Annotated in this window: 31 protein-coding genes and 1 tRNA gene; 25 read left to right on the top strand and 7 right to left on the bottom strand. The window is 70.6% G+C overall.

Annotation, left to right across the window (positions count from 1 at the left end):
- Positions 1-52 precede the first annotated feature (52 nt).
- From ABDZ92_RS03485 to ABDZ92_RS03470, 4 genes are all read left to right on the top strand, one after another.
- Positions 53-892: a division plane positioning ATPase MipZ gene (locus tag ABDZ92_RS03485; protein WP_125961750.1), complete on the top strand. Its 840-nt coding sequence runs from the start codon at positions 53-55 to the stop codon at positions 890-892.
- On the top strand, positions 892-1146 hold the full coding sequence (locus ABDZ92_RS03480) for a J domain-containing protein (RefSeq protein ID WP_125961749.1): 255 nt from the start codon (positions 892-894) through the stop codon (positions 1144-1146). Before ABDZ92_RS03485 ends, ABDZ92_RS03480 begins: the two co-directional genes overlap by 1 nt.
- 52 nt (positions 1147-1198) lie before the next feature.
- On the top strand, positions 1199-2581 hold the full coding sequence (gene pgmG / locus ABDZ92_RS03475; RefSeq protein ID WP_125961748.1) for a phosphoglucomutase/phosphomannomutase PgmG: 1383 nt from the start codon (positions 1199-1201) through the stop codon (positions 2579-2581).
- A gap of 111 nt (positions 2582-2692) precedes the next feature.
- Positions 2693-3448, top strand: a complete 756-nt coding sequence (locus ABDZ92_RS03470) for a 3'-5' exonuclease (RefSeq protein ID WP_125961747.1) — start codon at positions 2693-2695, stop codon at positions 3446-3448.
- A 106-nt stretch (positions 3449-3554) separates the two neighbouring features.
- Here the strand turns inward: ABDZ92_RS03470 and ABDZ92_RS03465 are convergent, their stop codons facing one another.
- From ABDZ92_RS03465 to ABDZ92_RS03455, 3 genes are all read right to left on the bottom strand, one after another.
- Positions 3555-4037: a DUF1440 domain-containing protein gene (locus ABDZ92_RS03465; protein ID WP_125961746.1), complete on the bottom strand. Its 483-nt coding sequence runs from the start codon at positions 4035-4037 to the stop codon at positions 3555-3557.
- A 64-nt stretch (positions 4038-4101) separates the two neighbouring features.
- Positions 4102-5016 (bottom strand): TraB/GumN family protein, encoded by a 915-nt coding sequence (locus ABDZ92_RS03460; RefSeq protein WP_125961745.1) that lies wholly within the window; start codon positions 5014-5016, stop codon positions 4102-4104.
- Between the two features lie 55 nt (positions 5017-5071).
- On the bottom strand, positions 5072-6076 hold the full coding sequence (locus tag ABDZ92_RS03455; RefSeq protein WP_343761609.1) for a bile acid:sodium symporter family protein: 1005 nt from the start codon (positions 6074-6076) through the stop codon (positions 5072-5074).
- A gap of 177 nt (positions 6077-6253) precedes the next feature.
- On the opposite strand from ABDZ92_RS03455, the gene ABDZ92_RS03450 reads away from it, so the two are divergent.
- Both ABDZ92_RS03450 and ABDZ92_RS03445 read left to right on the top strand, forming a co-directional pair.
- Entirely contained in the window at positions 6254-6751 is a 498-nt protein-coding gene (locus ABDZ92_RS03450) for a hypothetical protein (RefSeq protein WP_125961743.1), read from the top strand.
- 26 nt (positions 6752-6777) lie between these two features.
- Entirely contained in the window at positions 6778-8058 is a 1281-nt protein-coding gene (locus ABDZ92_RS03445) for a DNA-packaging protein (RefSeq protein WP_125961846.1), read from the top strand.
- A 7-nt stretch (positions 8059-8065) separates the two neighbouring features.
- Here ABDZ92_RS03445 and ABDZ92_RS03440 read toward each other — a convergent pair whose 3' ends face one another.
- Positions 8066-8281, bottom strand: a complete 216-nt coding sequence (locus ABDZ92_RS03440; protein ID WP_125961742.1) for a hypothetical protein — start codon at positions 8279-8281, stop codon at positions 8066-8068.
- 29 nt (positions 8282-8310) lie between these two features.
- Here ABDZ92_RS03440 and ABDZ92_RS03435 point away from each other — a divergent pair, with 29 nt between their 5' ends.
- The gene (locus tag ABDZ92_RS03435) at positions 8311-9456 is read left to right on the top strand and encodes a phage portal protein (protein WP_125961741.1); all 1146 of its coding nucleotides are present in this window, start codon (positions 8311-8313) and stop codon (positions 9454-9456) included.
- 103 nt (positions 9457-9559) lie between these two features.
- Here the strand turns inward: ABDZ92_RS03435 and ABDZ92_RS03430 are convergent, their stop codons facing one another.
- Complete coding sequence (locus tag ABDZ92_RS03430; protein WP_164521328.1) at positions 9560-9721, bottom strand: hypothetical protein; 162 nt, start codon at positions 9719-9721, stop codon at positions 9560-9562.
- Between the two features lie 28 nt (positions 9722-9749).
- Between ABDZ92_RS03430 and ABDZ92_RS03425 the strand changes: the two genes are divergently transcribed.
- The 16 genes from ABDZ92_RS03425 to ABDZ92_RS03350 all read left to right on the top strand — a co-directional run bounded on the left by ABDZ92_RS03425 (position 9750) and on the right by ABDZ92_RS03350 (position 21701).
- Entirely contained in the window at positions 9750-10058 is a 309-nt protein-coding gene (locus ABDZ92_RS03425; protein ID WP_125961740.1) for a DUF6127 family protein, read from the top strand.
- Positions 10055-10429, top strand: a complete 375-nt coding sequence (locus ABDZ92_RS03420) for an HK97 family phage prohead protease (protein ID WP_125961739.1) — start codon at positions 10055-10057, stop codon at positions 10427-10429. The genes ABDZ92_RS03425 and ABDZ92_RS03420 overlap by 4 nt, the downstream gene beginning before the upstream one ends.
- 92 nt (positions 10430-10521) lie before the next feature.
- A complete protein-coding gene (locus ABDZ92_RS03415; protein ID WP_343761724.1) occupies positions 10522-11556 on the top strand; it encodes a phage major capsid protein in 1035 nt (344 codons plus the stop codon).
- Positions 11557-11628: 72 nt separating this feature from the next.
- Positions 11629-12180, top strand: coding sequence for a head-tail connector protein (locus tag ABDZ92_RS03410; protein ID WP_125961738.1), 552 nt, complete (start codon positions 11629-11631; stop codon positions 12178-12180).
- The gene (locus tag ABDZ92_RS03405; RefSeq protein ID WP_343761605.1) at positions 12177-12392 is read left to right on the top strand and encodes a hypothetical protein; all 216 of its coding nucleotides are present in this window, start codon (positions 12177-12179) and stop codon (positions 12390-12392) included. Before ABDZ92_RS03410 ends, ABDZ92_RS03405 begins: the two co-directional genes overlap by 4 nt.
- Positions 12389-12790 (top strand): tail completion protein gp17, encoded by a 402-nt coding sequence (gp17, locus tag ABDZ92_RS03400; RefSeq protein WP_125961736.1) that lies wholly within the window; start codon positions 12389-12391, stop codon positions 12788-12790. The genes ABDZ92_RS03405 and gp17 overlap by 4 nt, the downstream gene beginning before the upstream one ends.
- A gap of 15 nt (positions 12791-12805) precedes the next feature.
- Complete coding sequence (locus tag ABDZ92_RS03395; protein ID WP_125961735.1) at positions 12806-13213, top strand: phage major tail protein, TP901-1 family; 408 nt, start codon at positions 12806-12808, stop codon at positions 13211-13213.
- The gene (locus tag ABDZ92_RS03390; RefSeq protein WP_125961734.1) at positions 13210-13527 is read left to right on the top strand and encodes a gene transfer agent family protein; all 318 of its coding nucleotides are present in this window, start codon (positions 13210-13212) and stop codon (positions 13525-13527) included. Before ABDZ92_RS03395 ends, ABDZ92_RS03390 begins: the two co-directional genes overlap by 4 nt.
- A gap of 38 nt (positions 13528-13565) precedes the next feature.
- The gene (locus tag ABDZ92_RS03385; protein WP_125961843.1) at positions 13566-13724 is read left to right on the top strand and encodes a phage tail assembly chaperone; all 159 of its coding nucleotides are present in this window, start codon (positions 13566-13568) and stop codon (positions 13722-13724) included.
- Positions 13717-14280, top strand: a complete 564-nt coding sequence (locus ABDZ92_RS03380; RefSeq protein ID WP_272695258.1) for a hypothetical protein — start codon at positions 13717-13719, stop codon at positions 14278-14280. The genes ABDZ92_RS03385 and ABDZ92_RS03380 overlap by 8 nt, the downstream gene beginning before the upstream one ends.
- A gap of 13 nt (positions 14281-14293) precedes the next feature.
- Positions 14294-16582 carry a DUF2460 domain-containing protein gene (locus ABDZ92_RS03375; protein WP_125962374.1) on the top strand — a complete coding sequence of 763 codons (2289 nt, stop codon included), beginning with the start codon at positions 14294-14296 and terminating at the stop codon, positions 16580-16582.
- Positions 16579-17391 (top strand): DUF2163 domain-containing protein, encoded by an 813-nt coding sequence (locus tag ABDZ92_RS03370; protein WP_125962375.1) that lies wholly within the window; start codon positions 16579-16581, stop codon positions 17389-17391. Before ABDZ92_RS03375 ends, ABDZ92_RS03370 begins: the two co-directional genes overlap by 4 nt.
- Positions 17388-17795 (top strand): NlpC/P60 family protein, encoded by a 408-nt coding sequence (locus ABDZ92_RS03365; RefSeq protein WP_125962376.1) that lies wholly within the window; start codon positions 17388-17390, stop codon positions 17793-17795. Before ABDZ92_RS03370 ends, ABDZ92_RS03365 begins: the two co-directional genes overlap by 4 nt.
- Entirely contained in the window at positions 17795-19948 is a 2154-nt protein-coding gene (locus tag ABDZ92_RS03360; protein ID WP_125962377.1) for a phage tail protein, read from the top strand. Before ABDZ92_RS03365 ends, ABDZ92_RS03360 begins: the two co-directional genes overlap by 1 nt.
- Positions 19949-19960: 12 nt before the next feature.
- Positions 19961-20470: a DUF2793 domain-containing protein gene (locus ABDZ92_RS03355; RefSeq protein ID WP_125962378.1), complete on the top strand. Its 510-nt coding sequence runs from the start codon at positions 19961-19963 to the stop codon at positions 20468-20470.
- Positions 20471-20576: 106 nt separating this feature from the next.
- A complete protein-coding gene (locus ABDZ92_RS03350; protein WP_132882393.1) occupies positions 20577-21701 on the top strand; it encodes an OmpA family protein in 1125 nt (374 codons plus the stop codon).
- A gap of 277 nt (positions 21702-21978) precedes the next feature.
- On the opposite strand, the gene ygfZ is transcribed toward ABDZ92_RS03350, so the two are convergent.
- Positions 21979-22728 carry a CAF17-like 4Fe-4S cluster assembly/insertion protein YgfZ gene (gene ygfZ / locus ABDZ92_RS03345; RefSeq protein WP_125962380.1) on the bottom strand — a complete coding sequence of 250 codons (750 nt, stop codon included), beginning with the start codon at positions 22726-22728 and terminating at the stop codon, positions 21979-21981.
- A 43-nt stretch (positions 22729-22771) separates the two neighbouring features.
- Between ygfZ and ABDZ92_RS03340 the strand changes: the two genes are divergently transcribed.
- Positions 22772-24097 carry a dihydroorotase gene (locus ABDZ92_RS03340; protein ID WP_125962381.1) on the top strand — a complete coding sequence of 442 codons (1326 nt, stop codon included), beginning with the start codon at positions 22772-22774 and terminating at the stop codon, positions 24095-24097.
- Between the two features lie 66 nt (positions 24098-24163).
- Here ABDZ92_RS03340 and ABDZ92_RS03335 read toward each other — a convergent pair whose 3' ends face one another.
- On the bottom strand, positions 24164-24904 hold the full coding sequence (locus ABDZ92_RS03335) for a DUF1134 domain-containing protein (RefSeq protein WP_125962382.1): 741 nt from the start codon (positions 24902-24904) through the stop codon (positions 24164-24166).
- 165 nt (positions 24905-25069) lie between these two features.
- Between ABDZ92_RS03335 and ABDZ92_RS03330 the strand changes: the two genes are divergently transcribed.
- Positions 25070-25162, top strand: a tRNA-Ser gene (locus tag ABDZ92_RS03330).
- Positions 25163-25238 lie beyond the last annotated feature (76 nt).

The raw sequence follows: 25238 nt of genomic DNA, 5'->3' as shown, positions 1-25238 counted from the left end.
GTAAGAATGAGAAGGCGGCCTTCTATGGGGGTGCCGCCACGGGATCAACACCATGGCACCAGCACCAGGGTACCAACAGGGGACAGCAGGCACCTTGAGCACGGCCTCAAACGGATTGCACGTCATCGTGTTCGCCAACGAGAAGGGCGGCACGGGCAAGTCGACGACCGCGGTTCACGTCGCAATCGCACTTGCCGCCAAGGGGGCGCGGGTGGCGGCGTTCGACCTGGACCATCGCCAGCGCACGCTGGGTCGCTACCTGGACAATCGCGCGGAGACGGCGCGGCGCCAGGGCGGCACCCTGCCGATGCCGATCCACGCGACCCACGACGGCGAAAGCATGGACTTCTTCACCGACACGCTGGAGCGTCTGTCGGAAGAGGCCGACTATCTGGTGATCGACACGCCGGGCCGCGACGATCCGTTCGCGCGCATGGCCGTCACCAACGCGGACACGCTGGTCACGCCGATGAACGACAGCTTCGTCGACTTCGACCTGATCGGCCAGGTGCACCCGGAGACGTTCAAGGTCACGCGGCCGAGCTTCTATTCGGAGCTGATCTGGGAAACGCGCAAGCATCGCGCCCGCGCCGACGGGTCGACGATCGACTGGGTGGTGCTGCGCAACCGCCTGCAGCACATCGAGGCGCGCAACATGCGGCGCGTATCCGAGGCGATTGAGCAGCTGTCCAAGCGCGTCGGCTTCCGGGTGATCCCGGGGCTTTCGGAGCGCGTGATCTATCGCGAGCTGTTCCCCAAGGGGCTGACCATGCTCGACAGCCGCGAGTTTGGCGCGATGGGGCTGAGCCACGTCGCCGCGCGCCAGGAACTGCGCGAGATGATGGCCGGGCTGGCGCTGCCGGACCCGGTCGTGCCCTCTGCCGCTGCCTGATGCTGAAGGTCCTTCTGGTCGCGGCGGTGCTGGTGGGGCTGTGGCTGTACCTGCGCCCGCGCAAGCCTGTGCTGACGGGCGAGGCCGAGGCGCGGCAGGTGCTGGGCGTCGGCCCGGACGCGGACGAGGCGACGATCCGCGCCGCGCATCGACGGCTGGTGGGTGCCGTCCATCCCGACCGCGGCGGATCGGCCGACCTCACGCGGCGGGTGAATGCAGCCCGCGACGTGCTGCTCGGCCGCTTGCGACATTGAACTTTCCGCGGCGTCGCGCGATCTGACGCCACCGAATTCCAGGGAGAAAGCCATGAGCCACGTCTTCGACCCCACCTCGCTGCGCGAATATGACATCCGCGGGGTGGTCGGCAAAACCCTGGGCACGGCGGATGCGACCGCGATCGGCCGCGGCTTCGGCACGATCGTGCGCCGCGCCGGCGGCACCCGCGTGGCGGTGGGCCGCGACGGTCGCGTCTCCTCGGTCGAGCTCGAAGCGGCGCTGGTCCAGGGCCTGACGCAGAGCGGCGTCGACGTGGTGCGGGTCGGCCTGGGGCCGACGCCGATGCTCTATTACGCCGAGGCGACGCTGGAGGTCGACGGCGGCATCATGATCACCGGCAGTCATAACCCGGCCGACTACAACGGTTTCAAGATGGTGCTGCAGCACAAGCCGTTCTTCGGCGAGGACATCCAGAAGCTCGGCCGCATGGGCGCCGAGGGCGACTGGGAAGAGGGCGAAGGCACCGTCAGCGACTATGACATCGAGGACGCCTATGTCGGGCGGCTGATGGCAGGCTATGCCGGCGGCGCGTACCGGATCGGCTGGGATGCCGGCAACGGTTCGGCAGGCCGGGTGATCGAGAAGCTCACTGAGCTGCTGCCGGGCGAGCACCACCTGCTGTTCACCGACATCGACGGGCGCTTCCCCAACCACCATCCCGACCCGACCGAGGAAAAGAACCTGGCAGCGCTGAAGCAGCTGGTGGCGGACAAGAACCTCGACTTCGGCATCGCCTTTGACGGCGACGGCGACCGTATCGGCGCGATCGACGGCACCGGCCGGGTGATCTGGGGCGACCAGCTGCTGTCGATCCTGGCCGAGCCGGTGCTGAAGGAACTGCCGGGCGCGACGATCATCGCCGACGTGAAGGCGAGCCAGGCGCTGTACGACCGCATCGCGGAGCTGGGCGGCGAGCCGCTGATGTGGAAGACCGGCCACAGCCTCATCAAGACCAAGATGAAGGAAACCAACTCGCCGCTGGCCGGCGAGATGTCGGGCCACATCTTCTTTGCGCACGACTATTACGGGTTCGACGATGCGCCCTATGCCGCGGTGCGGCTGATCCGCGCGGTGCACATGATCGGCAAGTCGATGACCGAGATCCGGTCTGCGATGCCGGAGATGATCAACACCCCGGAAATGCGTTTCCAGGTCGACGAGAGCCGCAAGTTCGCGGTGGTCGACGAGATCCTGGAGCGGCTGGAAGCGGCCGGCGCGGACGTCAACCGCACCGACGGCGCACGCGTCAACACGCCGGACGGCTGGTGGCTGCTGCGCGCGTCCAATACCCAGGACGTGCTGGTGGCGCGCGCCGAGGCCAAGAGCCAGGAAGGCCTCGACCGGCTGATGGCGCAGATCGACGAGCAGCTGGCGCTGAGCGGGCTGCAGCGCGGGCCGCAGGCGGCGCACTGATCGGGTGCGGGCCGGGCGAGGGTGCCCGGCCCGCCGGCAGCCGCGGCGAGCGGCCGCCGATCTGAAACGCGCGGGCTGGCAATTCGCGCCCGCCTGCCCCATTTCGGGGCCATGGCTTCCCCCCAGATCGTTCGCGTCATCGACCTCGAAACCACCGGCAACGCACCCCCCGCACATGGGGTGTGCGAGATCGGCTGGCAGGATGTGGCGCTGGGCGAGGACGGACGCTGGGAGCTGGTGGGCGAGGGCGGATCGCAGCTCGTCAATCCGGGCCGGATGATCCCGCCCGTCACCCAGGCCATCCACCATATCCTGGACGAGCAGGTCGCCGATGCGCCCTATTGGCATGACGTCGCGCGGCGGGTGCTGGATCCCTATCCGCGGCGGATCGCGCTGGCGGCGCACCGGGCGGATTTCGAGCAGAAATTCTGCACCGCGCCGCTGACCCATGGCGCCGACTGGATCTGCACCTGGAAATGCGCGCTGCGGCTGTGGCCGGACTCGCCGGGCTTTTCCAACCAGATGCTGCGCTATTGGCGGCGGCCGCACGGCATCGAGCATGAGCGCGGCCTGCCGGCGCACCGGGCGTTTCCGGACGCCTATGTCACCGCATTCCACCTGCGCGACATGCTGAACGAGGCGAGCATCGCGCAGCTGATCGAATGGTCGAACCTGCCCGGGCTGCTGCCGCGCGTGCGCTATGGCCCGGACCGGGGGCGCGAGTGGACGGAGATCGACGACGATTCGCTCGACGGCTTCCTGTCCGACCGGGACGAGGACGTGCGGTACACCGCCGAGCAGGAGCTCGCGCGGCGGCAGAATGGGGGCGCGGTTGGGCGTACGCGCGAGGATTGGCTGCTGCTGTAGGCACGCAAGGCTTTCTCGCCGGCCGGAGCGCTTGAGCCGCCAGGTTTCCCAACTGGGCCCCGGCGTTCGCCGGGGCACGATCGGGAGTGCTGCTGGGCGGCGGCGCTCAGCGGCGGCCGGCGATCAGGGTGCGGGTGCCTTCCAGTGCCATGCCGTAGACCAGGTGCGAGGCGAGGCCGTAGCCGTGGCTGGTGAGCGACGCCTGCCACGGGCCGGGCGCGAGACCTGCGGCCGGGACGGCGGCTTCGTCGACCAGCAGCGAGGTGACGACGCCATAGGCGCCGCCGAAGCCGCGGCGGGTGGCGGGCTGATATTCCGCGAGCACGCCATAGATGCCGCCCAGCGCGGCGCCGACCAGATAATGGACCGCTTGCCCGGCGGCGGCGCGGTTCGGCTCGGCGACCGGCTGGCCGGTAGCGGCCCGGCTGACGCGGTCGGCGGCCCTCACCGTCGCGGGATCGTCCTCGCTGTCGGAGGGCATGAGGCGGGCAGCGGCAGCCTGGAAGCCGGCCATGGCGGCGGAGGCGACGACCCCGGCGGCGATGCCGGCAACGAGGCCGAGGAAGGGGCGGGGAGCGGTGTCGGCCATGCGGCGTCCTTTGCTGGAGGCTGTGGCGACAACGAGCGTTCGCGCGAACCGCTCCCTGGCCGCATCAATAGGGGACGCGCTCGGCCTTCAGACGGTGGGCGGCGAGCTGCGCCTGGACGCTGTCCTTGCCCGCGAGATGGCCGGCGCCGACCGCGACAAAGACGGTGCCGGGCTTTGCCATGCGATCCGCGATCCAGCTGGCCCAGCGGACGTTGCGGTCCAGCAGCAGGATCTTGGCCACTTCCGGCGTCGCATCGAGCCCCTCGTTCATCGTCTCGGCCAGCGCATCCGGATCGCCGGCCGACCATTGCGCGACCATCTTGCCGACTTCCTTTTCGGCATCGGGCAGCTGCTTGATGGTGTCGGTCAGGAAGGCGATCTGCGACTTTTCGGACAGGCTGTCGAAATAGCCGAACTGTTGTTCGAGGGTCTCGAGGCCCGTGACGCGCTTGCCCGCCTGCTTGGCGGCGGCGGTGAGCGCCTGTTCGGCGCCGCTGTTGGGGTCGTAGCCGGCCTTCACCAGCTTGAGCACGGTCAGGTTGGTGGCCGCGAACCAGGGATCGAAGCGGTCGAAGCTCGCCGCCGGCACGCCGACATCGGCGAGCGCTGCCAGGTAAGCCTTGCGCGCGTCGGCAGGCAGCCGTTCTTCGAGACCCGGACCGGTGGGATTGATGGCGGTGGCGATCAGCGCCTTTTGTACCGTCTGCGGATCGGGGAGCACGATCTCCTGCACCAGCTCGTCGCTGCGGTCGAAGGCGGTCTTCACCGCCTCGTCGAACCAACTGAGGCCGGGTTTCAGCAGATGGATGGTGCCGAAGAGATAGATGGTGGTGTCCGCGTCCTTCACCACCCAGAGGGCGGGATCGGCATCGACGGTCTGCGCCGGGGCGGCGGGTGCGGCCGTCTGATGCGCGGCGAGCGGCATCGTCCAGGCGGCAAAGGCGAACAGGCCGGCGGCACGCAGCAGGGTCTTGATCATCCGGTTCTCATCCTTGGGCAGCAGCCGTGCGTTGCGCCCGAGCGGGCGGGCTGTGTCAAGCGTTGGCGGGAAGATCCGCCTGGACATAGCGCCGCGCGATGACGGCACAGGCGAGCAGCTGGAGCTGGTGGAAGATCATCAGCGGCAGGATGAGGGCGCCGACCTGCGCCGCGGGGAACAGCACGCCCGCCATCGGCACGCCTGAGGCGAGGCTCTTCTTCGAGCCGCAAAAGACGATCGCGATCTCGTCCGCGCGCGAGAAGCCAAGGCGGCGCGCCAGCGTGCGGGTGGCGAACAGCACGACCGCGAGCAGCACGCAGCAGACGGCCGTGACCAGCACCAGCTGCCAGACGGGGACGCGGTGCCACAGCCCCTCGGTCACCGCGGCGCTGAAGGCGGTGTAGACGACGAGCAGGATCGAGCCGCGGTCGACGGTGGAGACCAGCGGCTTGTGCCGTTCGATGAAGCCGCCGACGAGCGGGCGGGCGAGATGGCCGACGATGAAGGGGAGCAGCAGCTGGAGCGCGATCTCCTCGATGGCGGCAAGCGAGTCGCCGCCGCTGGCGGACACGCCCATCAGCAGCGCGACGAGCACGGGCGTGATGAAGATGCCGGCGATGTTGGAGAGCGATGCGCTGCACACCGCCGCGGGGACGTTGCCGCGGGCGATGGCGGTGAAGGCGATGGAGGACTGGACGGTGGAGGGCAGGAGCGTGAGGAACAGCAGCCCCTGCGCGAGTGCCGGCGAGAGGAACCAGGACGCGCCCCGCTCGACGCCCAGCCCCAGCAGCGGGAACATCAGGAAGGTGGCGGCGAAGACGACCAGGTGCAGCCGCCAGGCGGTGAGGCCGGCGACGATCGCCGCGCGCGACAGCTTGGCGCCGTGGAGGAAGAAGAGCAGCGCGATCGCCGCCTGCGTGAGGAGCGCGAAGCCGTCCGCCACGCGGCCGCGGCACGGAAGCAGCGTCGCCACCACCACGGTCGCGATCAGCAGCATGCTGTAGCGGTCGATGCTGGCGGTGAGTCGGCGGAAGAGCGGCGGGCGGGGCGAGGACGTCATGCGGCCTCCCTACCGGAGAGCAGCGGAGGCGCCGAGCGGAATCCTGCGACGAACCAAACAGGTACAAAGCGCTTGACATCGTCACGCTGATGTGGAACAAGACAGGAACGCTGAGGAATTGCGGGCGGGGCTGAAGCCGAAGGGCTGCGGCCCCGTCTTGCGTTCGGGGGAGGGGCGATGGCGCGGCAGATCGGGACGGGATCGGAAGCAGCATCGGGAACGGGGCGTACCCGTGTGATCCGGGCTGGAGTGCAGCGCGCGTTCCTGGATCACCTGGCGGCGACCGGCAGCGTGGAGGCAGCGGCCGCGGCGGTCGCGATCGCGCCGTTGCAGGCCTATGCCGCGTGCCGGAGCGATGCCGGGTTCGCGGAAGGCTGGCGCGCCGCGCTGCGGGTCGGATACGACCGGCTGGAGGCGATGCTGATCGAACGTACGGCCGCGGTGCTGACCGGCGCTTCGAGCGATCCGCTGGAGACGCCGGACGTGCTGTTCGCGCTGCGGCTGATCGAGCGACAGCGGGAGGCGGAAGCGCCGGTGGGCAAGCGCGCCAAGGCCGGCGCGGGCGCGGCGGACAAGACGGATGCGGCGATCCTCAAGCGGCTGGCGATGCTGAGCAAGCGCCATGCGGCCGAGGAAGCGCGGGCGCGTCGGACCCAGGAGGGAGGCGATGCGTGAGCCCGGCGGAGGAACGCGAGGCGGCGATGCGGGCGCTGGCCCGTGCCGATCCGGCCACGCAGGCGGCGACGCTGGCGATCCTGTCGCCGGAGCAGCGACGTGAGCTGCTGCACCGCTGGGAGCGCTGGGCGCATCCCGGCCAGCTGCCGACCGCGGAGGGGTGGCGGATCTGGCTGATCCTGGCCGGCCGCGGCTTCGGCAAGACGCGGGCGGCGTCCGAGTGGGTGTCCGAGTTCGCGCGCAGCCACCCCCAGGCGCGGATCGCGCTGGTGGGGGCGACGCTGGACGACGTGCACCGGGTGATGGTGGGCGGCGAGGGCGGGTTGCAGGCGAGCGCGCACGACGACGAGCCGATGCTGTGGAAGGGGGGCGTGCTGCACTTCGCGTCCGGCGCAAAGGCCTTCGCCTATTCGGCGGAGGCGCCCGAGAAGCTGCGCGGCCCCGAACACCACGCCGGCTGGTGCGACGAGATCGCCAAGTGGCGGCTGGGCGACGCGGCCTGGGACAATCTGATGATGGGGATGCGGCTGGGCACGCATCCGCAGCTGGTGGTGACCACCACGCCCAAGCCGGGCGCGCTGCTGCGGCGGGTGCGCACACTGCCGGGCGTGCACGAGACACACGGACGGACGGTGGACAACCCGCACCTGCCGGCAAGCTTCGTCGAGGCGATGGCCGCGCAATATGCGGGCACGCGGCTGGGACGGCAGGAGCTCGACGGGGAGTTGCTGGAGGATGTGCCGGGTGCACTGTGGACGCGCGGGCTGATCGAGCGGTGCCGGGTGGCGGCTACGCCCGACCTGGTGCGGGTGGTGGTGGGCGTCGACCCGCCTGCGAGTGCGGAAGGAGATGCGTGCGGCATCGTGGCGGCGGGCTTGGGCGGCGATGGGCGCGGCTATGTGCTCGAGGATGCGAGTGCCTCCGGGCTGACGCCGGACGGCTGGGCACGGGCGGTGGCGGCGTGCGCGGCGCGCCATGACGCGGACCGGGTGGTGGCGGAGGCGAACCAGGGCGGCGCGATGGTGGAGACGGTGTTGCGCACAGCCGAGGCGGCGCTGCCGGTGCGGCTGGTGCATGCCTCGCGCGGCAAGTCGGCACGGGCGGAGCCGATCGCCGCCCTCTATGAACGCGGCCGGATCGCGCATGCCGGTGCCTTTCCAGCGCTGGAGGACGAGCTGTGCGGGTTGGTGGCGGGCGGCGGCTACGAGGGGCCGGGCCGGTCCCCCGATCGTGCCGACGCTTTGGTGTGGGCGATGGACGAGCTGATGCTCGGCCGCCGCGGGGCTGCCTCGGTACGGGGGCTGTGAGCCCGGTTCAGGTGAAGAGCGACAGGAACAGCAGCACGAAGGCGGCGGCGCACACGCTGCCGCCGATCGTGAGGTGGCGGGTGGCGGAGCGGGCATAGGGCTCACCGCCGGCGGGGCGGACCTGCTGGCGGCGAATGCGCCAGCCGGCCCAGACGAACATGCCGCCCAGCCAGAACAGCATCAGCGATGCGGGGAACAGGGCGAAGTGTGCGCTTTGCGGCATCCAGACTCTCCTTGGCGGAGGAAGCTAGCATGAAATGGTTCGGCAGGAAGAGCCTGGGCGCACAGGGCGCGGCGGGCGAGGGGTGGCGGCCGGCGCTGTCGCCGGGCGGATCGGTCGCGGCGCTGGGCAGCTGGCCGACGAGCTACGAGGCGCAGGTGCGCGCGGGCTATCTGGAGAATGCGATCGCGCAGCGCGCGGTGCGGATGGTGGCCGAGGGCGTCGCGGCGGCCCCGGTCACGGGTGCGGACCCGGAGCTGGTGCGGCTGGTGTGCCGGCGGTCGGCCGGGCAGGTGCTGGTCGAGACGATCGCGGCGCAGCTGCTGCTGCACGGCAATGCGTTCGTGCAGTTGCTGGACGATGGGCGCGGCGGGGTGGGCGAGCTCTATGCGCTTCGGCCCGAGCGGGTGAGCGTGGAGCCGGACGCCAATGGCTGGCCGGTGGCGTTCCGCTACCGAGTGGGGGCGCAGGTGCAGCGGCTGGCGGCGGAGGATGCCCGGGGGCGGGCGGCGGTGGTGCACATCAAGGCCTTCCATCCGCTCGACGACCATTACGGGCTGGGGTGTCTGGGGGCGGCGGCGGGTGCGATCGCCGTCCACAATGCGGCGGCGCGGTGGAACAAGGCGCTGCTCGACAATGCCGCGCGGCCCTCGGGGGCGCTGGTCTATGATCCGGGCGACGGCGGCGTGCTGTCGCGCGACCAGTTCGACCGGCTGCGCGCGGAGATGGAAGCCGGCTTTGCGGGTGCCGCCAACGCGGGGCGGCCGATGCTGCTGGAGGGCGGGCTCAAGTGGCAGGCGATGAGCCTGACTCCGGCGGACATGGACTTCAACGGGCTGAAGGCACAGGCGGCGCGGGAGATCGCGCTGGCGTTCGGGGTGCCGCCGATGCTGCTGGGGCTGCCCGGCGACAATACCTACGCCAATTATCGCGAGGCCAATCGCGCGCTCTGGCGATTGTCGATCCTGCCGCTTGCCGAGCGGATCCTGGCGGAGCTGAGCCAGGGGCTTGGCGGGCATTTCGCGGAGGCGGCGCTGTCGGTGGACCTCGACCGGGTGCCGGCGCTGGCGGAGGACCGCGAGCGGCTTTGGGGCCAAGTGAGTGGGGCGGAGTTCCTGACCCGCGAGGAGAAGCGCGCGCTGGTGGGCGTGGGGCCGGCGGTGGGCGCGGGGCTGTAATCCTCCTTGTGCTCCCGCGCAGGCGGGAGCCCAGGGATGAGCAGAACTGAGGACAGCGTCTGGGGCCCTGGGCTCCCGCCTGCGCGGGAGCACGAAGGTGGGATCAGCGGTGGCGCTCTGACGGGAGGGTGCACGCCATGGTGGTGCGCTCGAAGCGGCCGCCCTGGGCCGCGCACTGCTTGCCGCGGACGAAGGGCAACACGAACGCGATCGATACCAAGGCTGCAAGCGCGGCGAACAGGACGATGCGGAGGCGGCGGCGCATCGCAGGGGACTATCAGGCGGAGGCGGCAATGGACAATGCACAGGTGCTGGCGCAGCTGATGGGCCAGGCGCGGCAGGATGGCGCCGACCTGGCGACGCTGCGCGCGATCGTCGAGGAAGCGGGCGAGGTCGGGGCAGTGCGCGCGCTCACCCGGCTGGGGCTGGAGGATGCTGCGGCCGGTGGAGACATGAAGGAGCTGCGCGAACTGCTGGCGGCCTGGCGCGATGCCAAGCGATCAGCGGCGCGCGCGGCGATGGGCTGGGTCGTGCGGATGCTGCTGGCGCTGGTGCTGGTCGGCGTGGCGGTGAAGACCGGTTTTGAGGACTGGCTGCGGTGAGCGTCCGCTTTGCCGGCTATGCCGCGATCTTCGATGTGCCGGATCGGGGCGGCGACGTGGTGCGTGCGGGCGCTTTTGCCGGATCGGGGCCGGTGCCGCTGCTTTGGCAGCACCGGGGAGTGCCGGTCGGGCGGATCGAGCAACTGGCGGAGGACAGCCGGGGCCTGCGCGTCATCGGGCGGGTGGAGCTGCCGGAGCTTGCCCAACTGGTTCGGGACGGTGCGCTGGGCGGATTGTCGTTCGGGTATCGCGTGCAGGCGGCGCGGCATGGGCGGTGGCGCGAGTTGGAGCGACTGGACCTGATCGAGGTGAGCCTGGTGGCGGTGCCGATGCAGCCGCTGGCGTGGGTGCATGCGGTGGCGCCTGGGTGACGGTGCAGAGCTTTGAAGCGTGGTGCGGGCGTCCCGGTGGGGCGCCTTTTTTCTTGCGGGAGACGGTGACGATCGAGACCAAGGCAGATGCGCTGGAGGCAAGCTTCGCAGGCGTGGAGGGTGCGGGGACGCCGGCGGCGCGGCCGATGCTGGCGGGGGCGGCGGCCCGGCCCGGCGGTGCGGCGTTCGAAGGGTTCGTGCGCAGTGGTGCTGTGCTGGAGATGAAGGCGTTCACCGGCACGGCCGGTGAAGGCGGCGGCTATGCGGTGCCCACCGAGATCGACCGGCAGATCGACACGCTGCTGAATTCGGCAAGCCCGATCCGGGCGATCGCCAATGTCGTGAAGGTCGGGACTGCCGGCTATCGCAAGCTGGTGACGAGCGGCGGCACGCCTTCGGGCTGGGCGTCGGAGACGGCGGCGCGGCCGGAGACGGCGACGCCGACCTTCCATGAGGTGTCGCCGCCGATGGGTGACCTCTACGCCAATCCGGCGGCGAGCCAGGCGATGCTGGACGATGCCGCGTTCGACGTGGAGGAGTGGCTGGCGGGCGAGATTGCGGCGGAGTTCGCGGCGGCCGAGGGGCAGGCGTTCGTCAACGGCACCGGCATCGACCAGCCCAAGGGGTTCCTGCGCCAGCCGGTGTCGACCGCGGGCGATGCCGCGCGCGGGTTCGGCACCCTCCAATATCTGCCGAGCGGAGCGGCGGGTGATTTCGGAACCGAGCCGCAGGACCGGCTGATCGACCTGGTGCAGAGCCTGCGCGCGCCGTACCGGCAGGGGGCGGTGTTCGTGATGAACGCGGCGACCTCCACGCGCATCCGCAAGCTCAAGACGTCGGACGGTGCGTTCCTGTGGCAGCCGGGGCTGGTGTCGGGGCAGCCGGACACGCTGCTCGGCTATCCCGTGGTGGAGGCGGAGGACATGCCCGACATCACCGCCAATAGCGCGTCGATCGCGTTCGGCAACTTCCGGCTGGGGTACCTGATTGCCGAGCGGCAGGAGACGCAGATCCTGCGCGACCCCTATTCGAACAAGCCGTTCGTGCACTTCTACGCGACCAAGCGCGTGGGCGGGCAGGTGAGCAATTCGGAAGCGATCAAGCTGATGAAGTTCGCGGCCGCCTGAGCGACCCCTCGTCCGGCGCGGGGAGCCCTGCGCCGGACCCTTCTTCCTGCCCAACAGTGACGGAGCTGCCCCATGGAGACGCCACCCATCCCGGAGGCGGCGATCGCTGCCGCCTGCGCGGCCGCGCTTGCGCACCTGCGCATGGCGGCGACCCACGAGCAGGCGGTGCTGGAGCAGGCCGCTGCGACCGCCTTTGCCGTGTGCGAGACGTTTACGGGTCATGCGCTGATCGCGCGCGACTGGCAGGCGGTGATGCCGGCGACGGCGAGCTGGACGCCGCTGCCGGTGCAGCCGGTGACGGCGATCACCCGAGTCGACGGCCTGCCGGCGGAGGGCAGCGCCTTTCCCCTGCCGGCCGGGAGCTATGCGATCGACCTCACCGCCGATGGCGCCGGCTGGGTGAAGGCGATGCTTCCCGGCAGCGCGGGGCGGCTGCGGATCGGCTTTCAGGCGGGGCTGGCCGAGGGTTGGGAGACGCTGCCGGCGCCGATCTCGCAAGGCATGGTGCTGCTGATCGCGCATCTGTTCGCAAGCGGCAGCGCGGGCGGGGAGCCGCCGGCTGCGGTGGCGGCGCTGTGGCGGCCGTGGCGGCGGCTGCGGCTGGCGCCGGAGGTGCGGCGATGAGGGCGCGGTTGCTGGAGCGCATCGAGGATGCGGCCGCGCGCGCGGTCACCGCGGCGGTGGCGCGGATCGGGGAGGCTGCGCGCGAGGGCGCGGCCGGGGTGCGCGGCATCCGGGTCGAGAGTGACGACGACTCCGTGACAATCGAAGGGCGCGGGCTTTGGCGGCGCCGGATCGAAGATGCGCGGATGCGGTGGCTGGGGGCGGAGCGATGAGCGCGCAGACGGTGCTGGGCGATGCGCTGGTCGCCGCCCTCAAGGCGCATGCGGGTGTCGCACGGGTGGTGACGGCGGTGTTCGACGCGCCGCCGGTGCGCGCGGCGCGGCCCTATGCGGAGGTGGCGGAGGCGCTGCTCACCGACTGGAGCACCAAGGACATGGCGGGCCGTGAAGGCCGGATCGCGATCGTGCTGCGCGACGCGGGCGAGCGGCCCGTGCGGCTGCGCGAACTCGCGGGTGAGGTGGATGGGGCGGTCGAGGCGCTGCCGCGCGACCTGGGCGAGGGATGGCGGATCGCGAGCCTGGTGCCGGTGCGCAGCCGCATCGTGCGCGAGGGCGAAGGGCTGTGGGCCGGCACCAACGAATATCGGGTGCGCATGCTGCGGATGCAGTGACGAAGGAGGCAAGACATGGCGGCGGAAAAGGGAAGCGCGTTCCTGCTGAAGGTGGGGGACGGCCAGGTGCCGCCCGGCTTCACCACGGTGGCGGGGCTGCGCACGACGCAGCTGTCGATCAACGGCGAGGCGGTGGCGGTCACGTCCAAGGATTCGGGCGGATGGCGCGAGCTGCTGTCGGGTGCGGGCGTGCGATCGGTGAGCGTGTCGGGTGCCGGGGTGTTCACCGGATCGGCGGCGGAGGCGCGGCTGAAGGCGAATGCGCTGGCGGGCACGATGGACGACTATCGACTGAGCTTCGAGAGTGGCGAGACCATGACCGGGCGGTTCCTGCTCACCCGGCTCGATTATGCCGGCGATTACAATGGCGAGCGCAGCTACACGCTGGCGCTGGAAAGCTCCGGCCCGGTGGTGTCGGCATGAGCGGCGAACCGGCCAATCCGGCCCGCGGCGAGGCGGAGCTGCGGGTGGCGGGCGAGCGGCTGGTGCTGCGGCCGAGCTTTGCCGCGCTGGTCGCGGCCGAGGGCGAGCTGGGGCCGCTGTTCGCGCTGGTGGAGCGGGCGGCGGCGGGGAAGCTGGCGCTTGGCGAGCTGGTGGCGCTGTTCTGGCATTGCCTGCGCGAGCGGCCGGAGGCGCTGACGCGCGAGGCGCTGGGCGAGGCGGTGATCGCGGGCGGATTGGCGGCGGCGACCCCGGCGTTGCGGCAGCTGCTGGCGCAGATCCTGGGCGGGCGGTGAGCGAGCGCTTCGCCGACGCCGCGGTGCGGTTGGCGGGGATGGCGGGGCTTTGGTTCGGCTGGAGCCCCGACGCCTTCTGGCGGGCTACTCCGGCCGAGCTTGGCGCGCTGGTGAAGGCGGCGGGCGGCGAGGCGGGCACGGTGCCGCCCGATGCGGGCACGCTTGCCCGGCTGATGGAGGCATTCCCCGATGGATGAGGAGATCGAGCGGCTGGTGGTGTCGGTGCGCGCCGATACCGCCGGCTTCGCGCGTGACGTGGCGGCGATGCAGAACAGCCTGGAAGGGCCGTTCGCAAGCGGCGTCGACCGGGCTAGCCGCGCGCTGGAGACGACGCTCGTGCGGGCGGTGCGCAGTGGGTCGATGGGCTTCGAGGACCTGGGGCGGATCGCCAACCAGGTGCTGGGCGAGATCGCCGCAGGCGCGATGCGCAGCGGGCTCGACACGCTGCTGGGCGGGGCGGCGAGCGGGGGCGGGTTGTTGGGATCGTTGCTGGGGCTGGTGTCGGGGGCGCCGGGGCGGGCCACGGGCGGCCCGGTCAGTCCGCAGCGGCCCTATTGGGTCGGCGAGCGGGGACCGGAGCTGTTCGTGCCCACCAGCAGCGGCAGCGTGGTGGCACCACAGGCCGGCGGCGGGCGGGACGTGCGCATTGCGATCTCGGTCCAGGCCGGATCGGGAGACGCCCCGCGCGCGCTGGCACAATCGAGCCGGCAGGTCGCGCGCGCGGTGAAGGCTGCGCTGGTGGACCTCGACTGAGCGGGAGGGCTCGATGGGATATTGGCTGGCGCGCACGCGGACCGTGCAGGCGGAGGATGTGCTCACCCGCTTCGACCCGCGCTTCTGGACGGTGAATTTTCCGCGGCCGCTGATGGCCTCGGTCGTGTCGACGGCGCCCGATGCGCTGCGGATCGATGCGGTCTTCTACCGCAGGGACGATCTGGCGGGACTGATCTGGGAATCGGAGGACCGGCACGACCACCCGCTGCTCGGCTACGCGACCGAGCGCGACTATCGCCGGTGTCGCCTGCGCTTCCGCTGGCGATCGGGCGGGGTGCGACCGCTGGACGCGGTGCATGGGCCGGTGCTGACGATCGAGGGGCGTGACGCTGCCGGCGCACCGCGGGCCTGGTATGTGCGGCTGTGGAACTACGCCTCCGGCACGCCAGAGGACGCGGTGGTGGAGATCGACTTCGCCACTGCGATCGGCGGGTTCGAGCTTCCCACGGATGCGGACCCGTTGTGGGCGGGGGACGTCGACCGCATGTTCGTGTCTCTGGTGGCGCCGGACTATGATGGCGAGGACGCGCTGCTGCAGGGGCCGGCGGAAGGTTGGGTCGAGCTGTCCGAGATCGCCTGCGACGGGCCGGATTCGGTGCTGGCGATCGGAGCGCCGATCCTGCCCGAACATGGCCTGTCGATCGCGAGCGGCTATGACGACAGCTACCACCTGACGCCCGCCCGGCTGCTGCGCAACGCGCTGCACCTGGGGTATCGCGGCAGCATCGTCCACTATGTCGGGATGAGCCACTATTTCCGGCTCGAGGCGAACGGCGGGGGCCTGTACGCGAGCCTGGCAGGGGGCGTGCTCAACACGCCGTGCGTGGCGTGGCACCGGCATTTCGCCGCAGAGGCCAAGGCGCTCGGCTATGGCGTGATCTGGTCGCTGTCCTATGAGCTGCTCGACCAGCATTGCTGGGGCGATTGGAAGCAGCGCGCAGGCGATGGATCGCCGGCACTGACCGGGTGGGAGCCGCCGTCGGCGCTGCTCTCGCCGGCGCATGGCGGCGCAATGGCCTATCTTCAGCAGGTGGCGCAGGCCTTCGTGCGGCTCGCGAGCGAGGCGGGGCTTGCCGTGCGGTTCCAGGTGGGGGAGCCGTGGTGGTGGGTGATGCCGGACGGACGGCCGTGCCTGTACGACGCGGCCGCGCAGGCGCTGCTCGACCCGGTCGAGATCCCGAGCGTGCGAGGGCCGCTCGACGATGCGCAGACGGCGTTGCTCGACTGCGCCGGTGCGGTGCTGGCGGCGTCGACGGCTGCGCTGACGGACGCGGTGCGGGAGGTGGCGCCGGAGGCGGAGACGCTGCTGCTCGCCTATCTGCCGACGGTGCTCGATGTCGCCGCGCCCGAACTCAAGCGCGCGAACCTGCCGATCGGCTGGGCCTTACCCGCGTTCAACGTGCTCCAGCTGGAGGATTACGACTGGGCGGCGGTCGGCAATGTCGCGGCGACCGCGCGCGGGATCGCGGCGGCCGAGGCGCGGCTGGGCTATCCGCCCGAGCGCCAGCAGTATTTCGCCGGCTTCGTGCTGCGGCCCGAAGATGCCGGACAGTGGAAGGCGATCGACCGGGCCGCGGAAACGGCATGCGCGCGGGGCGTGGCGGCGACTTTCATCTGGGCACTGCCGCAGGTGATCCGTGACGGCTTCGTGCATTTCGACGAGGGGGAGGATGCGATGCAGGCGTTCGACGACGTGCGCTTTCCGCTGGCGCTGGGGCGAGAGGCGGAGGTGGCGCCGGAACTGTCGACCGCGATCGTCACCAGCGCGGGCGGCGCCGAGAAGCGGAACGCGGACTGGGCGCAGCCGCGGACCCGCTACGATGTCGGGCCGGGCGTGCGATCCGAAGCGGACATCGCGACGCTGCTCGCGTTCTTCCGCGCGCGGATGGGGCCGGCGCGCGCGTTCCGCCTGACGGACCCCTTCGACAATAGTTCCGGCGACGAGGTAAGCCCCGGAGACCAGCCAATCGGGGTCGGCGACGGCATCACCACGCGTTTCCCGCTCCTCAAGCACTATGGCGAGGTGGCGCGGCGGATCACACGGCCGGTGGCCGGCAGCGTCCGGGTGGCCGTGGACGGGATCGAGACGCACGGCTTCTCGCTCGATCCCGGCGGGATCGTCGCACTCGATCTTGCCCCGAACCGCGGAGCGGTGGTGACGGCCGGGTTCCACTTCGACGTGCCGGTGCGCTTTGCCGAGGATCGGCTGGCGGTGAACCGGGCGACCTTCCTGGCCGGCGCCGCACCTTCGGTGCCGCTGATCGAGGTGCGCGAGGCATGACGGGCTGGCTCGAGGGTCCCCTCACGACGACCACCTTGTGCTGGCGGTTGGAGCGTATCGACGGCGTCACGATCGGGCTGACGGCGCATGATCGCGACGTGACCGTGGAGGGCCTGCGCTATCGCGCCGCGCCGGGCATGACCCCGTCCGCCATCCGGCGCGGCGACCGGATGGATGCCGACGACATGGAGGCGAGCGGGCCCCTCAGCATGGACGCGATCGGCGAAACCGATTTGCTCGCCGGGCGATGGGATGGCGCGCGGATCGCCGTGTTCGCGGTCGACTGGACAAGGCCCACGGAACGGCTGCTGCTGGGTGAGGGGCGATTGGGCGCGGTCGAGACGGCGGACGGCGCATTCTCCGCGGAGCTGCGTGGCGCCGCGTTCGCGCTGGAACAGGCGGTGGTGGAGGAGACCTCACCCGGGTGCCGAGCGCGCTTGGGCGATCGGCGCTGCCGCGTCCCCATGGGGAGCAGGCGGCGGTTTGTGCGCGTGGTCGCATCGGAAGGGCGGCAGCTGACGCTCGACCGGGTGGAGCCGACCGCGGATGCCTATGGCGCAGGCCGACTGCGCTGGTTCGGCGGCGCCAATGCGGGGCTGGAGTCGGCGATCGCCGCGTCCGATGGCGCGACCCTGGCGCTGGAGCGCGTGCCGCCGCTGCCCGTCGCCGGAGGGGATCTGCTGGAGCTGGTCGAAGGGTGCGACAAGAGGCTGGAGACCTGTGCCGGGCGCTTCGCCAACGCAGTCAATTTCCGCGGCGAGCCCTATCTGCCGGGGATCGACCTGCTCACCCGCTATCCCGGCGCATGAGCGGCAACCTGCGGATCGTCGCGGGGGCGCGGCGGGCGGTGGGAAGCCGGTTCCGCCTGCATGGGCGCGACCCTGCGCTGGGGCTCGACTGCGTGGGCCTGGTGGCCGTGGCGCTGGCAGCGGACGGGCATCCGGGGAGCGTGCCTGCCGATTACGCGCTTCGCTCGGGCGACGTCGCGAAGGCCGAAGCCCTGCTGCGCGCAGCGGGCCTGGTGCCGATCGCGGATGGCGAACCGGGCGACGTGGTGCTGCTCCGGCCGGGTGCGGGCCAGCTGCACCTGGCGATCCTGAGCGAGGACGGCGTGATCCACGCAGACGCAATGCTGCGGCGCGTGGTCGAGCGTCCGGGAGTGCCGCCCTTTCCGGTGGTGGGAACGTGGCGCTGGCAAGGAGGAGAGGGCTGATGGCGACGCTGGTGCTGACGGTGGTCGGCGGAGCGGTGGGCGGGCCGATCGGAGCGGCGCTGGGAGCGACGCTCGGCCGGGCCGTGGACGGCAGCCTGTGGGGCGCCAAGGGACGGCAAGGCCCGCGGCTCACCGAACTCGCGGTGCAGACCTCATCCTATGCGACCCAGATCCCGCGGGTGTTCGGGACCATGCGGGTGGCGGGATCCGTGATTTGGGCGACCGAACTGGTCGAGACGCGCAGCAGCGACAGCGCGGGCAAGGGGCAGCCGAGCGTCACGCGCTACAGCTATTCGGCGAATTTCGCGGTGCTGTTGTCGGGGCGTCCGATCCAGGGCGTCCGGCGGATCTGGGCGGACGGCAAGCTGTTGAGGGGCGCGGCCGGCGACTGGAAGGCGCAGACCGGCTTTCGCCTGCATCCGGGGGACGAGACGCAGCAGCCGGATCCGCTGATCGCGGCCGTGGAGGGACCCGGCCTGGCACCTGCACATCGGGGCTGCGCCTATGCGGTGTTCGAGGGGCTGCAACTCGCCGACTTCGGCAATCGCATCCCGTCGTTGACCTTCGAAGTAGACGCCGACCCGGAGCCGGTGACTGCCGGCGCCGTGATCCAGGAACTGAGCGGCGGCAGGATCGGTGCCGGCGAGGGGGCACTGCCGCTGGTCGGCTATTCGGCACAGGGAGACAGCGTGCGCGCGGCGGTGGAAACGCTGCTGACGCCGGCGGGTTATTGGATCGGCCAGGACGGGGTGCGGGCGGACGCTGGTCGCGCGACCACCATCGGAGACCTGGCTGCACGCGTGGATGGGGCGGGGCCCGGCCGGGGCGTGCGGACGATCGCGGCGAGCGACAAGGCGCCCGCCGAGGTGACGATCGGCTATTATGAGGCGGCGCGCGACTACCAGACCGGGGTTCAGCGTGCCGTCCGATCCGGTGCGACCGGGCGGGGCGTCCGGATCGAGCTGCCGGCCGTGATCGCTCCCGAGCATGCGCGCGGGCTCGCCGCGCGTGCCGTCGACGCGCTGGACCTGGCGCGGGAAACGCGGCGGGTGTGCCTCGACTGGAGCCACGCCGGCATCGTCCCGGGGGACCGGGTGCAGATCGAGGGCGAACCCGGCCAGTGGCGGGTGCATGGCTGGACGCTCGAACACATGGTGCTGACGCTCGACCTGAAGCGGATCGTCGGCGCGGCGATCCCTGCGCGTGCGGCTTCGGGTGGGCGGGGGACTCTCGCTCCCGATACGTTGCACGGGCCCACGCGCCTGATGGCGTTCGAACTGCCCCCGATCGACGAGCGCACGATGGAGGTGGCGCAGGTGGCAGTGCTCGCTTCGGGGATGCTGCCGGGCTGGCGCCGCGCCGCCCTGCTGGTGAGCGAGGATGCAGGCCAAAGCTGGGAAGCGGCCGGCGGCACTGCGGCACCCGCCGTTCTGGGGACGCTCGTGACGGTTCCCGAAGCGGTTCCGGCGACGGTGGAGGATCGGCGTTCGACCCTGGAAGTGGATTTCCCGCACGACGCAATGATGCTGGCGGGGGCCAGTGGTGCGGCGCTCGACCTGGGCGCGAACTTGGCGATGGTGGGCGACGAGTTGCTCCAGTTCCGGGAGGCCGTGCAGGTTGCGCCCAGGCGCTGGCGATTGCGACGGCTGTGGCGCGGTCGACGCGGCACCGAGGCGGCGATCGGCAGCCAGCGGGTGGGCGATGGCTTCGCCTTGATCCGTCCCGACGCGCTGCGCACCCTGGAGCCCCGCCGCAGCGGCAATGGCGCCGGGCTTCGGCTGCGTGCGATAGGGATCGACGATGGTTCGGAAGGTGTGTCCGCGGAGGTGGACGTCACGGGCAAGTGGCGCCTTCCGCCGTTGCCCGTGCACCTGAGAGGCAACGCCCTTGCCGACGGCGCCTTGCAGATCGCGTGGGTTCGACGCAGCCGCTCCGGCTGGCAGTGGCGCGATGGCGTCGAGGTGCCGTTGGGCGAGGATGCGGAAGCTTATGCGGTGCGCGTGCTGCGCGCCGACGGCAGCGCGACCGCAATCGATTGCTCGGTGCCTCGGCTGACCCTGCCGCCCGAACGCGCGTCCGGTGCCTGCCGGATCGAGGTGCGGCAGATCGGCACCCACGGCATCTCCGCTCCCGCCGTTCTGACCCTTTGCTGACGCGAGGTTCCCATGATCGATACGACCGCTCGCCTGGCGCTGCCGATGCTTCATGCCGGACAGGCGCAGAAGGAGATGACGCACAACGAGGCCCTGCTGGCGCTCGACCTGTTGCTGCACCCGGCGGTGGAGGAGGTTGGGCGCAACCAGCCGCCCGACGCACCGGCTGCCGGCCAATGCTGGATCCTCGGCGGGGCACCAGTCGATGCCTGGGCCGGGCAGGCGGGTAGCATCGCGGCCTGGACGGAGGGCGGCTGGCGTTTTCTTCGCGGTTGCGAAGGCATGCTGCTCTGGTGTCGCAGCGACGGGCTTCCCGTGCGGTGGCTGGGGGGTGGCTGGGTCACCGGCGACGTGCACGGCACGCGCCTGATGGTGGGGGGAGACCAGGTGGTTGGTGGACGACGCCCCGCGATCGCCGGCCCAAGCGGCGGGATGGTCGTGGACGTCGAAGCGCGCACGGCGCTTTCGCTGGTGCTGGAGGCGCTTCGTGCCCATGGATTGGTGGCCGGCAACGCCGAATAGCTGTTGCAGTTCCGCAACACTGCTGGTTTTTGTTCGCTTGCGCGGAAACGAAGGCCGAAGTAGGGAGTTTGCGCTGTCCGTAGGACAACCATGAAAGGGGAATAGAATGCGGAAGCTTGCCGTCACATTGGCGCTCGCGACCACTGCGCTTTCGACTCCCGCCCTTGCCCGCGACAACGCGTGGTACGTGGGCGTGGAAGGCGGCGCGATGATCGTCGAAGATATCGACTATGACCTCTCGACGCCGGCTGGTGGCACCTCCACCGTCGACCACGACTATGGTTATGACGTCGGTGGCTTTGTCGGTTACGACTTCGGCGCGTTCCGCGTTGAAGCCGAGGTCAGCTATCGCAGCGCGTCGCTCGACAGCTATCGTTCCACCACCGCAATCCCGGTCTACGCTGCTGGCGGCGGCCTCGGCTCGGTCGCTGCAGGCGATTATGACGCCGGTGGCAGCACCTCGGCCCTGTCGTTCATGGCGAACGCCATGCTCGACTTCGGCGAAGACGACGGCGTGTCGGGCTTCGTCGGCGGCGGCGCCGGTGTCGCACGCGTCAAGGCGAGCGATTATCGCCTCGACGAGCGTGGCTCGTTCCTCGACGACTCCGACACGGTGTTCGCATGGCAGGCGATCGCGGGTATCCGCGCGCCGCTGTCCGAGAACGTGGACGTGTCGCTGAAGTACCGCTTCTTCAACGCTGAAGACGTCAACCTCGTCGACGTGACGGGTCGTGGCTACGACGGTCGTTTCCGGTCGCACAGCATCCTGGGTGGCCTGACCTTCAACTTCGGCGAACCGGCTGCTCCGCCGCCGCCGCCGCCGCCGCCGCCGCCGCCGCCGCCGCCTCCCCCGCCGCCGCCGCCGCCGCCGCAGACGGTGTGCACCCCGGGGCCGTACATCGTGTTCTTCGAGTGGGACAAGTCGGACATCACGCCGGAAGCGGCTGGCATCCTCGACAACGCCATCTCGAACTACCAGTCGTGCGGCAACGCGCAGGTCATGCTGGCCGGTCACGCCGACCGTTCGGGCGCAGCCTCGTACAACGTCGGCCTCTCGCAGCGCCGTGCGGACTCGGTCCGTGCGTACCTCGAGGGTCGCGGTATCCCGGGTGGCGTGATCTCCTCGGAAGCGTTCGGCGAGAGCCGTCCGCGCGTCGAGACCGCCGACGGCGTGCGCGAACTCCAGAACCGTCGCGTGGAAATCACCTACGGTCCGGGTTCGGGCATGTAAGTTCGACCTTCTGGTCGAATGGAAATTGGGGAGGTCGGGCAACCGGCCTCCCTTTTTCTTTGCGCGCACGCGAACGGCAGCGTCCAGGCAAACACGCGTGGGGCATGTCACGACGTCCCGGCCGCTGCGTCCAGGCACGGCTCAGCCAATGCGGACGCCTGAGCGCTGACGATCCGTCGCTGGCGCGCAGTCGCCGCCGTGCCACGGCGGCATCGCTTTTGAACTTGCCGTGGCGCTGAGCGCCAGCCAGCGCCCAGGATTGCCCGGCGGTCGCGTGCTACAGTGCGGCGCCTGCCTTGTCGTCGGCAGCAAGGGCGTTGGCGAGCCAAGCGGGCACGATCGCGTCGCCCAAGGCGTCAACGCGTCGATGCTCTACCATCAACGCCAGTTCCGGATAGATCGCCCGCGTGCGATCGCCCGCCTCAACGATCGGGGCAACCACCAGGCGACGGTTGACCTTGGACCGGTGGTGCATCCGCGCCGTGTTCTCCTGCCCGACGTAGCAGCCTTTGGTGAAGCTGACGCCCCCGAGCTCTCGTGCGTTGCACTCGAGCCACAGCGTCTTGTCCTGCCCGAGTTCGGCGACGCCCTCCGTCACGCCGAGTGCGAGCCGGTGCGCAAGCCAGCCTTCGGCCGGTGCGGCTGCGGGCGCCAGCCAACGGCGACCAAGTTCCGCAAGGCGCGGGTCCGCAACCCCCTCCTCCCCGTCCGGGCTCCAATGCACGCCATCGGCGACCGGCTCGATCGTGACCGGCCGGCGCAGCCGGTACAGCATCAGCCGCCGGGCCAGCGCCTCTGCCTGCGCCGCCTCGCAGTCGATCAGCACGGCATCGCCATCATCCCACAGGATGAAGTCGAAGAGCGCCTTGCCCTGCGGTGTCAGCAGTCCGGACCAGCGTGGCGTCCGGGGGGCTACGGTGCCGACGTCCTGCGTCACCAGCCCCTGGAGGAAGGGACGCGCTTCCGCCCCGCCGACGCGGAGCAACGCACGGTCGGCAAGCCAAGTGCCAGGTCTGGTTTCCGTCATGCCGGCAAGGTAGGGAGGCGGTGCAGCAGACGAAAGGGCGACCGTGGCAAGCTTTGACCTCAAACTGGCAGGCGGCACCGTTCACCTGCCCGGCGGACCTGCCGCGCTGGACCTCTGGGTCCGCGAGGGCCGTGTGGCGCAGATCGGCGGGCAGGGCGATGCGGGGGCAGTGATCGACTGTACCGGCCTCGATGTCCTGCCGGGCGTGATCGACACCCAGGTGCATTTCCGCGAGCCCGGCCTCGTCCACAAGGAGGATCTGGAAAGCGGCAGCCGCGCGGCCGTGCTGGGCGGCGTGACCGCGGTGTTCGAGATGCCGAACACCAACCCCAACACCGACAGTGCCGAGGCAATCGCGGACAAGCTCGCGCGTGCCAAGGGCCGCATGTGGTGCGACCACGCGTTCTACGTCGGGGCGACGGCAGCGAATGCCGAGCAGCTGGCGGAGCTGGAACGGCTCCCCGGCACGGCGGGGGTGAAGATCTTCATGGGATCTTCGACGGGCAACCTGCTGGTCGACGATGACTCGAACCTGCTCCGCGTCCTGCGTTCCGGCCACCGCCGCGTCGCGATTCACGCCGAGGACGAGGATCGCATGAACGCGCGCGCCGGCGAACGGGTGACGGGCGATCCGCGCTCGCATCCGGTGTGGCGGGACGACGAAAGCGCGATGATCGCGACGCGTCGCATCCTGCGACTAGCGCGGGAGGCAGGCCGCCGGATCCATGTGCTGCACGTCACCACCCCTGCAGAGCTTGAGCTGCTGGGGCAGAACAAGGACGTCGCCTCGTGCGAGGTCACGCCGCAGCACCTGACGCTGGCGGGTGAGGAGGCCTATCCGCGGCTGGGCACCCATGCGCAGATGAACCCGCCGATCCGATCCGGCGCACACCGCGACGGCCTGTGGTATTGGCTGAACCAGGGCGTGCCCGACGTGATCGGTTCCGATCATGCGCCGCATACGCTGGAGGAAAAGGCCAAGCCCTATCCCGCGAGCCCCAGCGGCATGCCGGGCGTGCAGACCTTGCTGCCGCTGATGCTGGACCATGTGGCGGCCGGCAGGCTCACGCTGCAACGCCTGATCGACATGACGAGCGCAGGTCCGCAGCGCCTCTTCGGCCTGGTCCGCAAGGGGCGCATCGCGGTCGGCTATGACGCCGACTTCACGATCGTGGACCTGAAGAAGCGCTGGACGGTGGAGGAGCCCTGGCTGGCGTCGCGTGCGGGCTGGTCCCCGTTCACCGGCATGACGCTGACGGGCCAGCCCATCGGCACGATCATCCGGGGCCAGCAGGTGATGTGGGAGGGGCAACTCGCCTCGCAGGCAATCGGCGCGCCTCTGCACTTCGAGGCGGTGGACTTCGGCTGAGCGAGCCGAGGCTGAACGGAGCGGCCGCGGGCGTGTCCCGCGGCCTTCAAGCCTGGGATGCTCGGATCAGAAGGGCATCCACTTCGATTTCTCGGTGAACTTCATATAGCCGATGTTGGCGCCGAGCCGCCAACCCACGCCGAGGCGCACCGGGATCAGCACCACGTCCCCGCGGCGCAGGTAGCTCGCCGAGAATCCACCGACGAAATAGGCGCGCCCTTCCGCCTGCGGGAAACGATTGTAGAGTTCCTGCGAATCGTAGAGGTTGTAGACCAGCACGAACACCTTGGTCGCGTCGCCGCCCACGTCGAACCCGACCGAGGGGCCCGTCCAATAGACCGGCCGCTGGCCCTCCACCCGGTGGCTCATCACGCCGGAGCCGTAGCGCAGCCCGACGACGAACGCGCCGGCCGCCTCGCGGCCCGCAATATAGGCGTTGGGCTCACCCTGATCCTTGAGGATGTTCTCGAGGAGGCCGGCCAGGCCCTCGGCGCCCTTGCCGAACACCCCCTCGGCGGCGTCGATCAGGTCGTCGCGCTTGTAGGTGTCCGCCGATGCCATGGTGGCGCCGGGAGCGGCCGGGGCGGGGGCGGCCGTGGACGCAGACGGCGCCTGCTGGACGGAATAGTCCGCCTGCGGCGCGACTGTGGGGTCCGGCTCGGCAGCCGGCGCGGCTTGTTGCGCCCGGGGTGCCGAATCGAGATCGCTGTCGATTGCCTCATTGGGATCGACAGTGCGCATCTGCGCTGCCGCGGGCGTGGCCATCGCCACCGCAACGCTTCCCAGCATCAGCCAAAACCTACGCATGCCACTCCCCCGGAGAATTCAGTTCCATCCTCTATCCGCGCCTGCCGCTTACGCTGCAATGAATGGCGCGACGACCCGAGTCCTACACGCGCTCGAAAAGCGACGCGACCCCAGTTGATCCCCGCCCGCATGCTGGCTATAGCCGCGCCCTCAAGGCCGGTTCCCGGAGACGTGGGTGAGTGGCTGAAACCAGCGGTTTGCTAAACCGCCGTACCGGGATTACTGGTACCGAGGGTTCGAATCCCTCCGTCTCCGCCAGAACTGATTGATCCTGAGGTATCTCTAGACCCCCTGGTTTAGCCCACTTCGACACCCAATTCGATTGTGGCTTCTG

This window comes from Sphingomonas molluscorum, from assembly GCF_039522995.1.
In the GTDB taxonomy this organism is placed as follows: Bacteria; Pseudomonadota; Alphaproteobacteria; order Sphingomonadales; family Sphingomonadaceae; genus Sphingomonas; species Sphingomonas molluscorum.
The sequence above is the reverse complement of the archived record's forward strand: the minus strand, read 5'-3'. Positions and strand labels throughout refer to the sequence as shown.

Excerpts from the sequence above, each read along its gene's own strand:
- ABDZ92_RS03450 (WP_125961743.1), top strand. The coding sequence starts at position 6,254 with ATGGCGCGGCAGATCGGGACGGGATCGGAAGCAGCATCGGGAACGGGG.
- ABDZ92_RS03380 (WP_272695258.1), top strand. The coding sequence starts at position 13,717 with ATGGATGAGGAGATCGAGCGGCTGGTGGTGTCGGTGCGCGCCGATACC.
- ygfZ (WP_125962380.1), bottom strand. The coding sequence starts at position 22,728 with ATGACGGAAACCAGACCTGGCACTTGGCTTGCCGACCGTGCGTTGCTC.
- ABDZ92_RS03485 (WP_125961750.1), top strand. The coding sequence starts at position 53 with ATGGCACCAGCACCAGGGTACCAACAGGGGACAGCAGGCACCTTGAGC.
- ABDZ92_RS03460 (WP_125961745.1), bottom strand. The coding sequence starts at position 5,016 with ATGATCAAGACCCTGCTGCGTGCCGCCGGCCTGTTCGCCTTTGCCGCC.
- ABDZ92_RS03445 (WP_125961846.1), top strand. The coding sequence starts at position 6,778 with ATGCGGGCGCTGGCCCGTGCCGATCCGGCCACGCAGGCGGCGACGCTG.
- ABDZ92_RS03365 (WP_125962376.1), top strand. The coding sequence starts at position 17,388 with ATGAGCGGCAACCTGCGGATCGTCGCGGGGGCGCGGCGGGCGGTGGGA.
- ABDZ92_RS03470 (WP_125961747.1), top strand. The coding sequence starts at position 2,693 with ATGGCTTCCCCCCAGATCGTTCGCGTCATCGACCTCGAAACCACCGGC.
- ABDZ92_RS03370 (WP_125962375.1), top strand. The coding sequence starts at position 16,579 with ATGACGGGCTGGCTCGAGGGTCCCCTCACGACGACCACCTTGTGCTGG.
- ABDZ92_RS03455 (WP_343761609.1), bottom strand. The coding sequence starts at position 6,076 with ATGACGTCCTCGCCCCGCCCGCCGCTCTTCCGCCGACTCACCGCCAGC.
- ABDZ92_RS03480 (WP_125961749.1), top strand. The coding sequence starts at position 892 with ATGCTGAAGGTCCTTCTGGTCGCGGCGGTGCTGGTGGGGCTGTGGCTG.
- pgmG (WP_125961748.1), top strand. The coding sequence starts at position 1,199 with ATGAGCCACGTCTTCGACCCCACCTCGCTGCGCGAATATGACATCCGC.
- ABDZ92_RS03360 (WP_125962377.1), top strand. The coding sequence starts at position 17,795 with ATGGCGACGCTGGTGCTGACGGTGGTCGGCGGAGCGGTGGGCGGGCCG.
- ABDZ92_RS03355 (WP_125962378.1), top strand. The coding sequence starts at position 19,961 with ATGATCGATACGACCGCTCGCCTGGCGCTGCCGATGCTTCATGCCGGA.
- ABDZ92_RS03465 (WP_125961746.1), bottom strand. The coding sequence starts at position 4,037 with ATGGCCGACACCGCTCCCCGCCCCTTCCTCGGCCTCGTTGCCGGCATC.
- ABDZ92_RS03395 (WP_125961735.1), top strand. The coding sequence starts at position 12,806 with ATGGCGGCGGAAAAGGGAAGCGCGTTCCTGCTGAAGGTGGGGGACGGC.
- ABDZ92_RS03390 (WP_125961734.1), top strand. The coding sequence starts at position 13,210 with ATGAGCGGCGAACCGGCCAATCCGGCCCGCGGCGAGGCGGAGCTGCGG.
- ABDZ92_RS03410 (WP_125961738.1), top strand. The coding sequence starts at position 11,629 with ATGGAGACGCCACCCATCCCGGAGGCGGCGATCGCTGCCGCCTGCGCG.
- ABDZ92_RS03425 (WP_125961740.1), top strand. The coding sequence starts at position 9,750 with ATGGACAATGCACAGGTGCTGGCGCAGCTGATGGGCCAGGCGCGGCAG.
- ABDZ92_RS03350 (WP_132882393.1), top strand. The coding sequence starts at position 20,577 with ATGCGGAAGCTTGCCGTCACATTGGCGCTCGCGACCACTGCGCTTTCG.
- gp17 (WP_125961736.1), top strand. The coding sequence starts at position 12,389 with ATGAGCGCGCAGACGGTGCTGGGCGATGCGCTGGTCGCCGCCCTCAAG.
- ABDZ92_RS03440 (WP_125961742.1), bottom strand. The coding sequence starts at position 8,281 with ATGCCGCAAAGCGCACACTTCGCCCTGTTCCCCGCATCGCTGATGCTG.
- ABDZ92_RS03430 (WP_164521328.1), bottom strand. The coding sequence starts at position 9,721 with ATGCGCCGCCGCCTCCGCATCGTCCTGTTCGCCGCGCTTGCAGCCTTG.
- ABDZ92_RS03385 (WP_125961843.1), top strand. The coding sequence starts at position 13,566 with ATGGCGGGGCTTTGGTTCGGCTGGAGCCCCGACGCCTTCTGGCGGGCT.
- ABDZ92_RS03335 (WP_125962382.1), bottom strand. The coding sequence starts at position 24,904 with ATGCGTAGGTTTTGGCTGATGCTGGGAAGCGTTGCGGTGGCGATGGCC.
- ABDZ92_RS03375 (WP_125962374.1), top strand. The coding sequence starts at position 14,294 with ATGGGATATTGGCTGGCGCGCACGCGGACCGTGCAGGCGGAGGATGTG.
- ABDZ92_RS03405 (WP_343761605.1), top strand. The coding sequence starts at position 12,177 with ATGAGGGCGCGGTTGCTGGAGCGCATCGAGGATGCGGCCGCGCGCGCG.
- ABDZ92_RS03435 (WP_125961741.1), top strand. The coding sequence starts at position 8,311 with ATGAAATGGTTCGGCAGGAAGAGCCTGGGCGCACAGGGCGCGGCGGGC.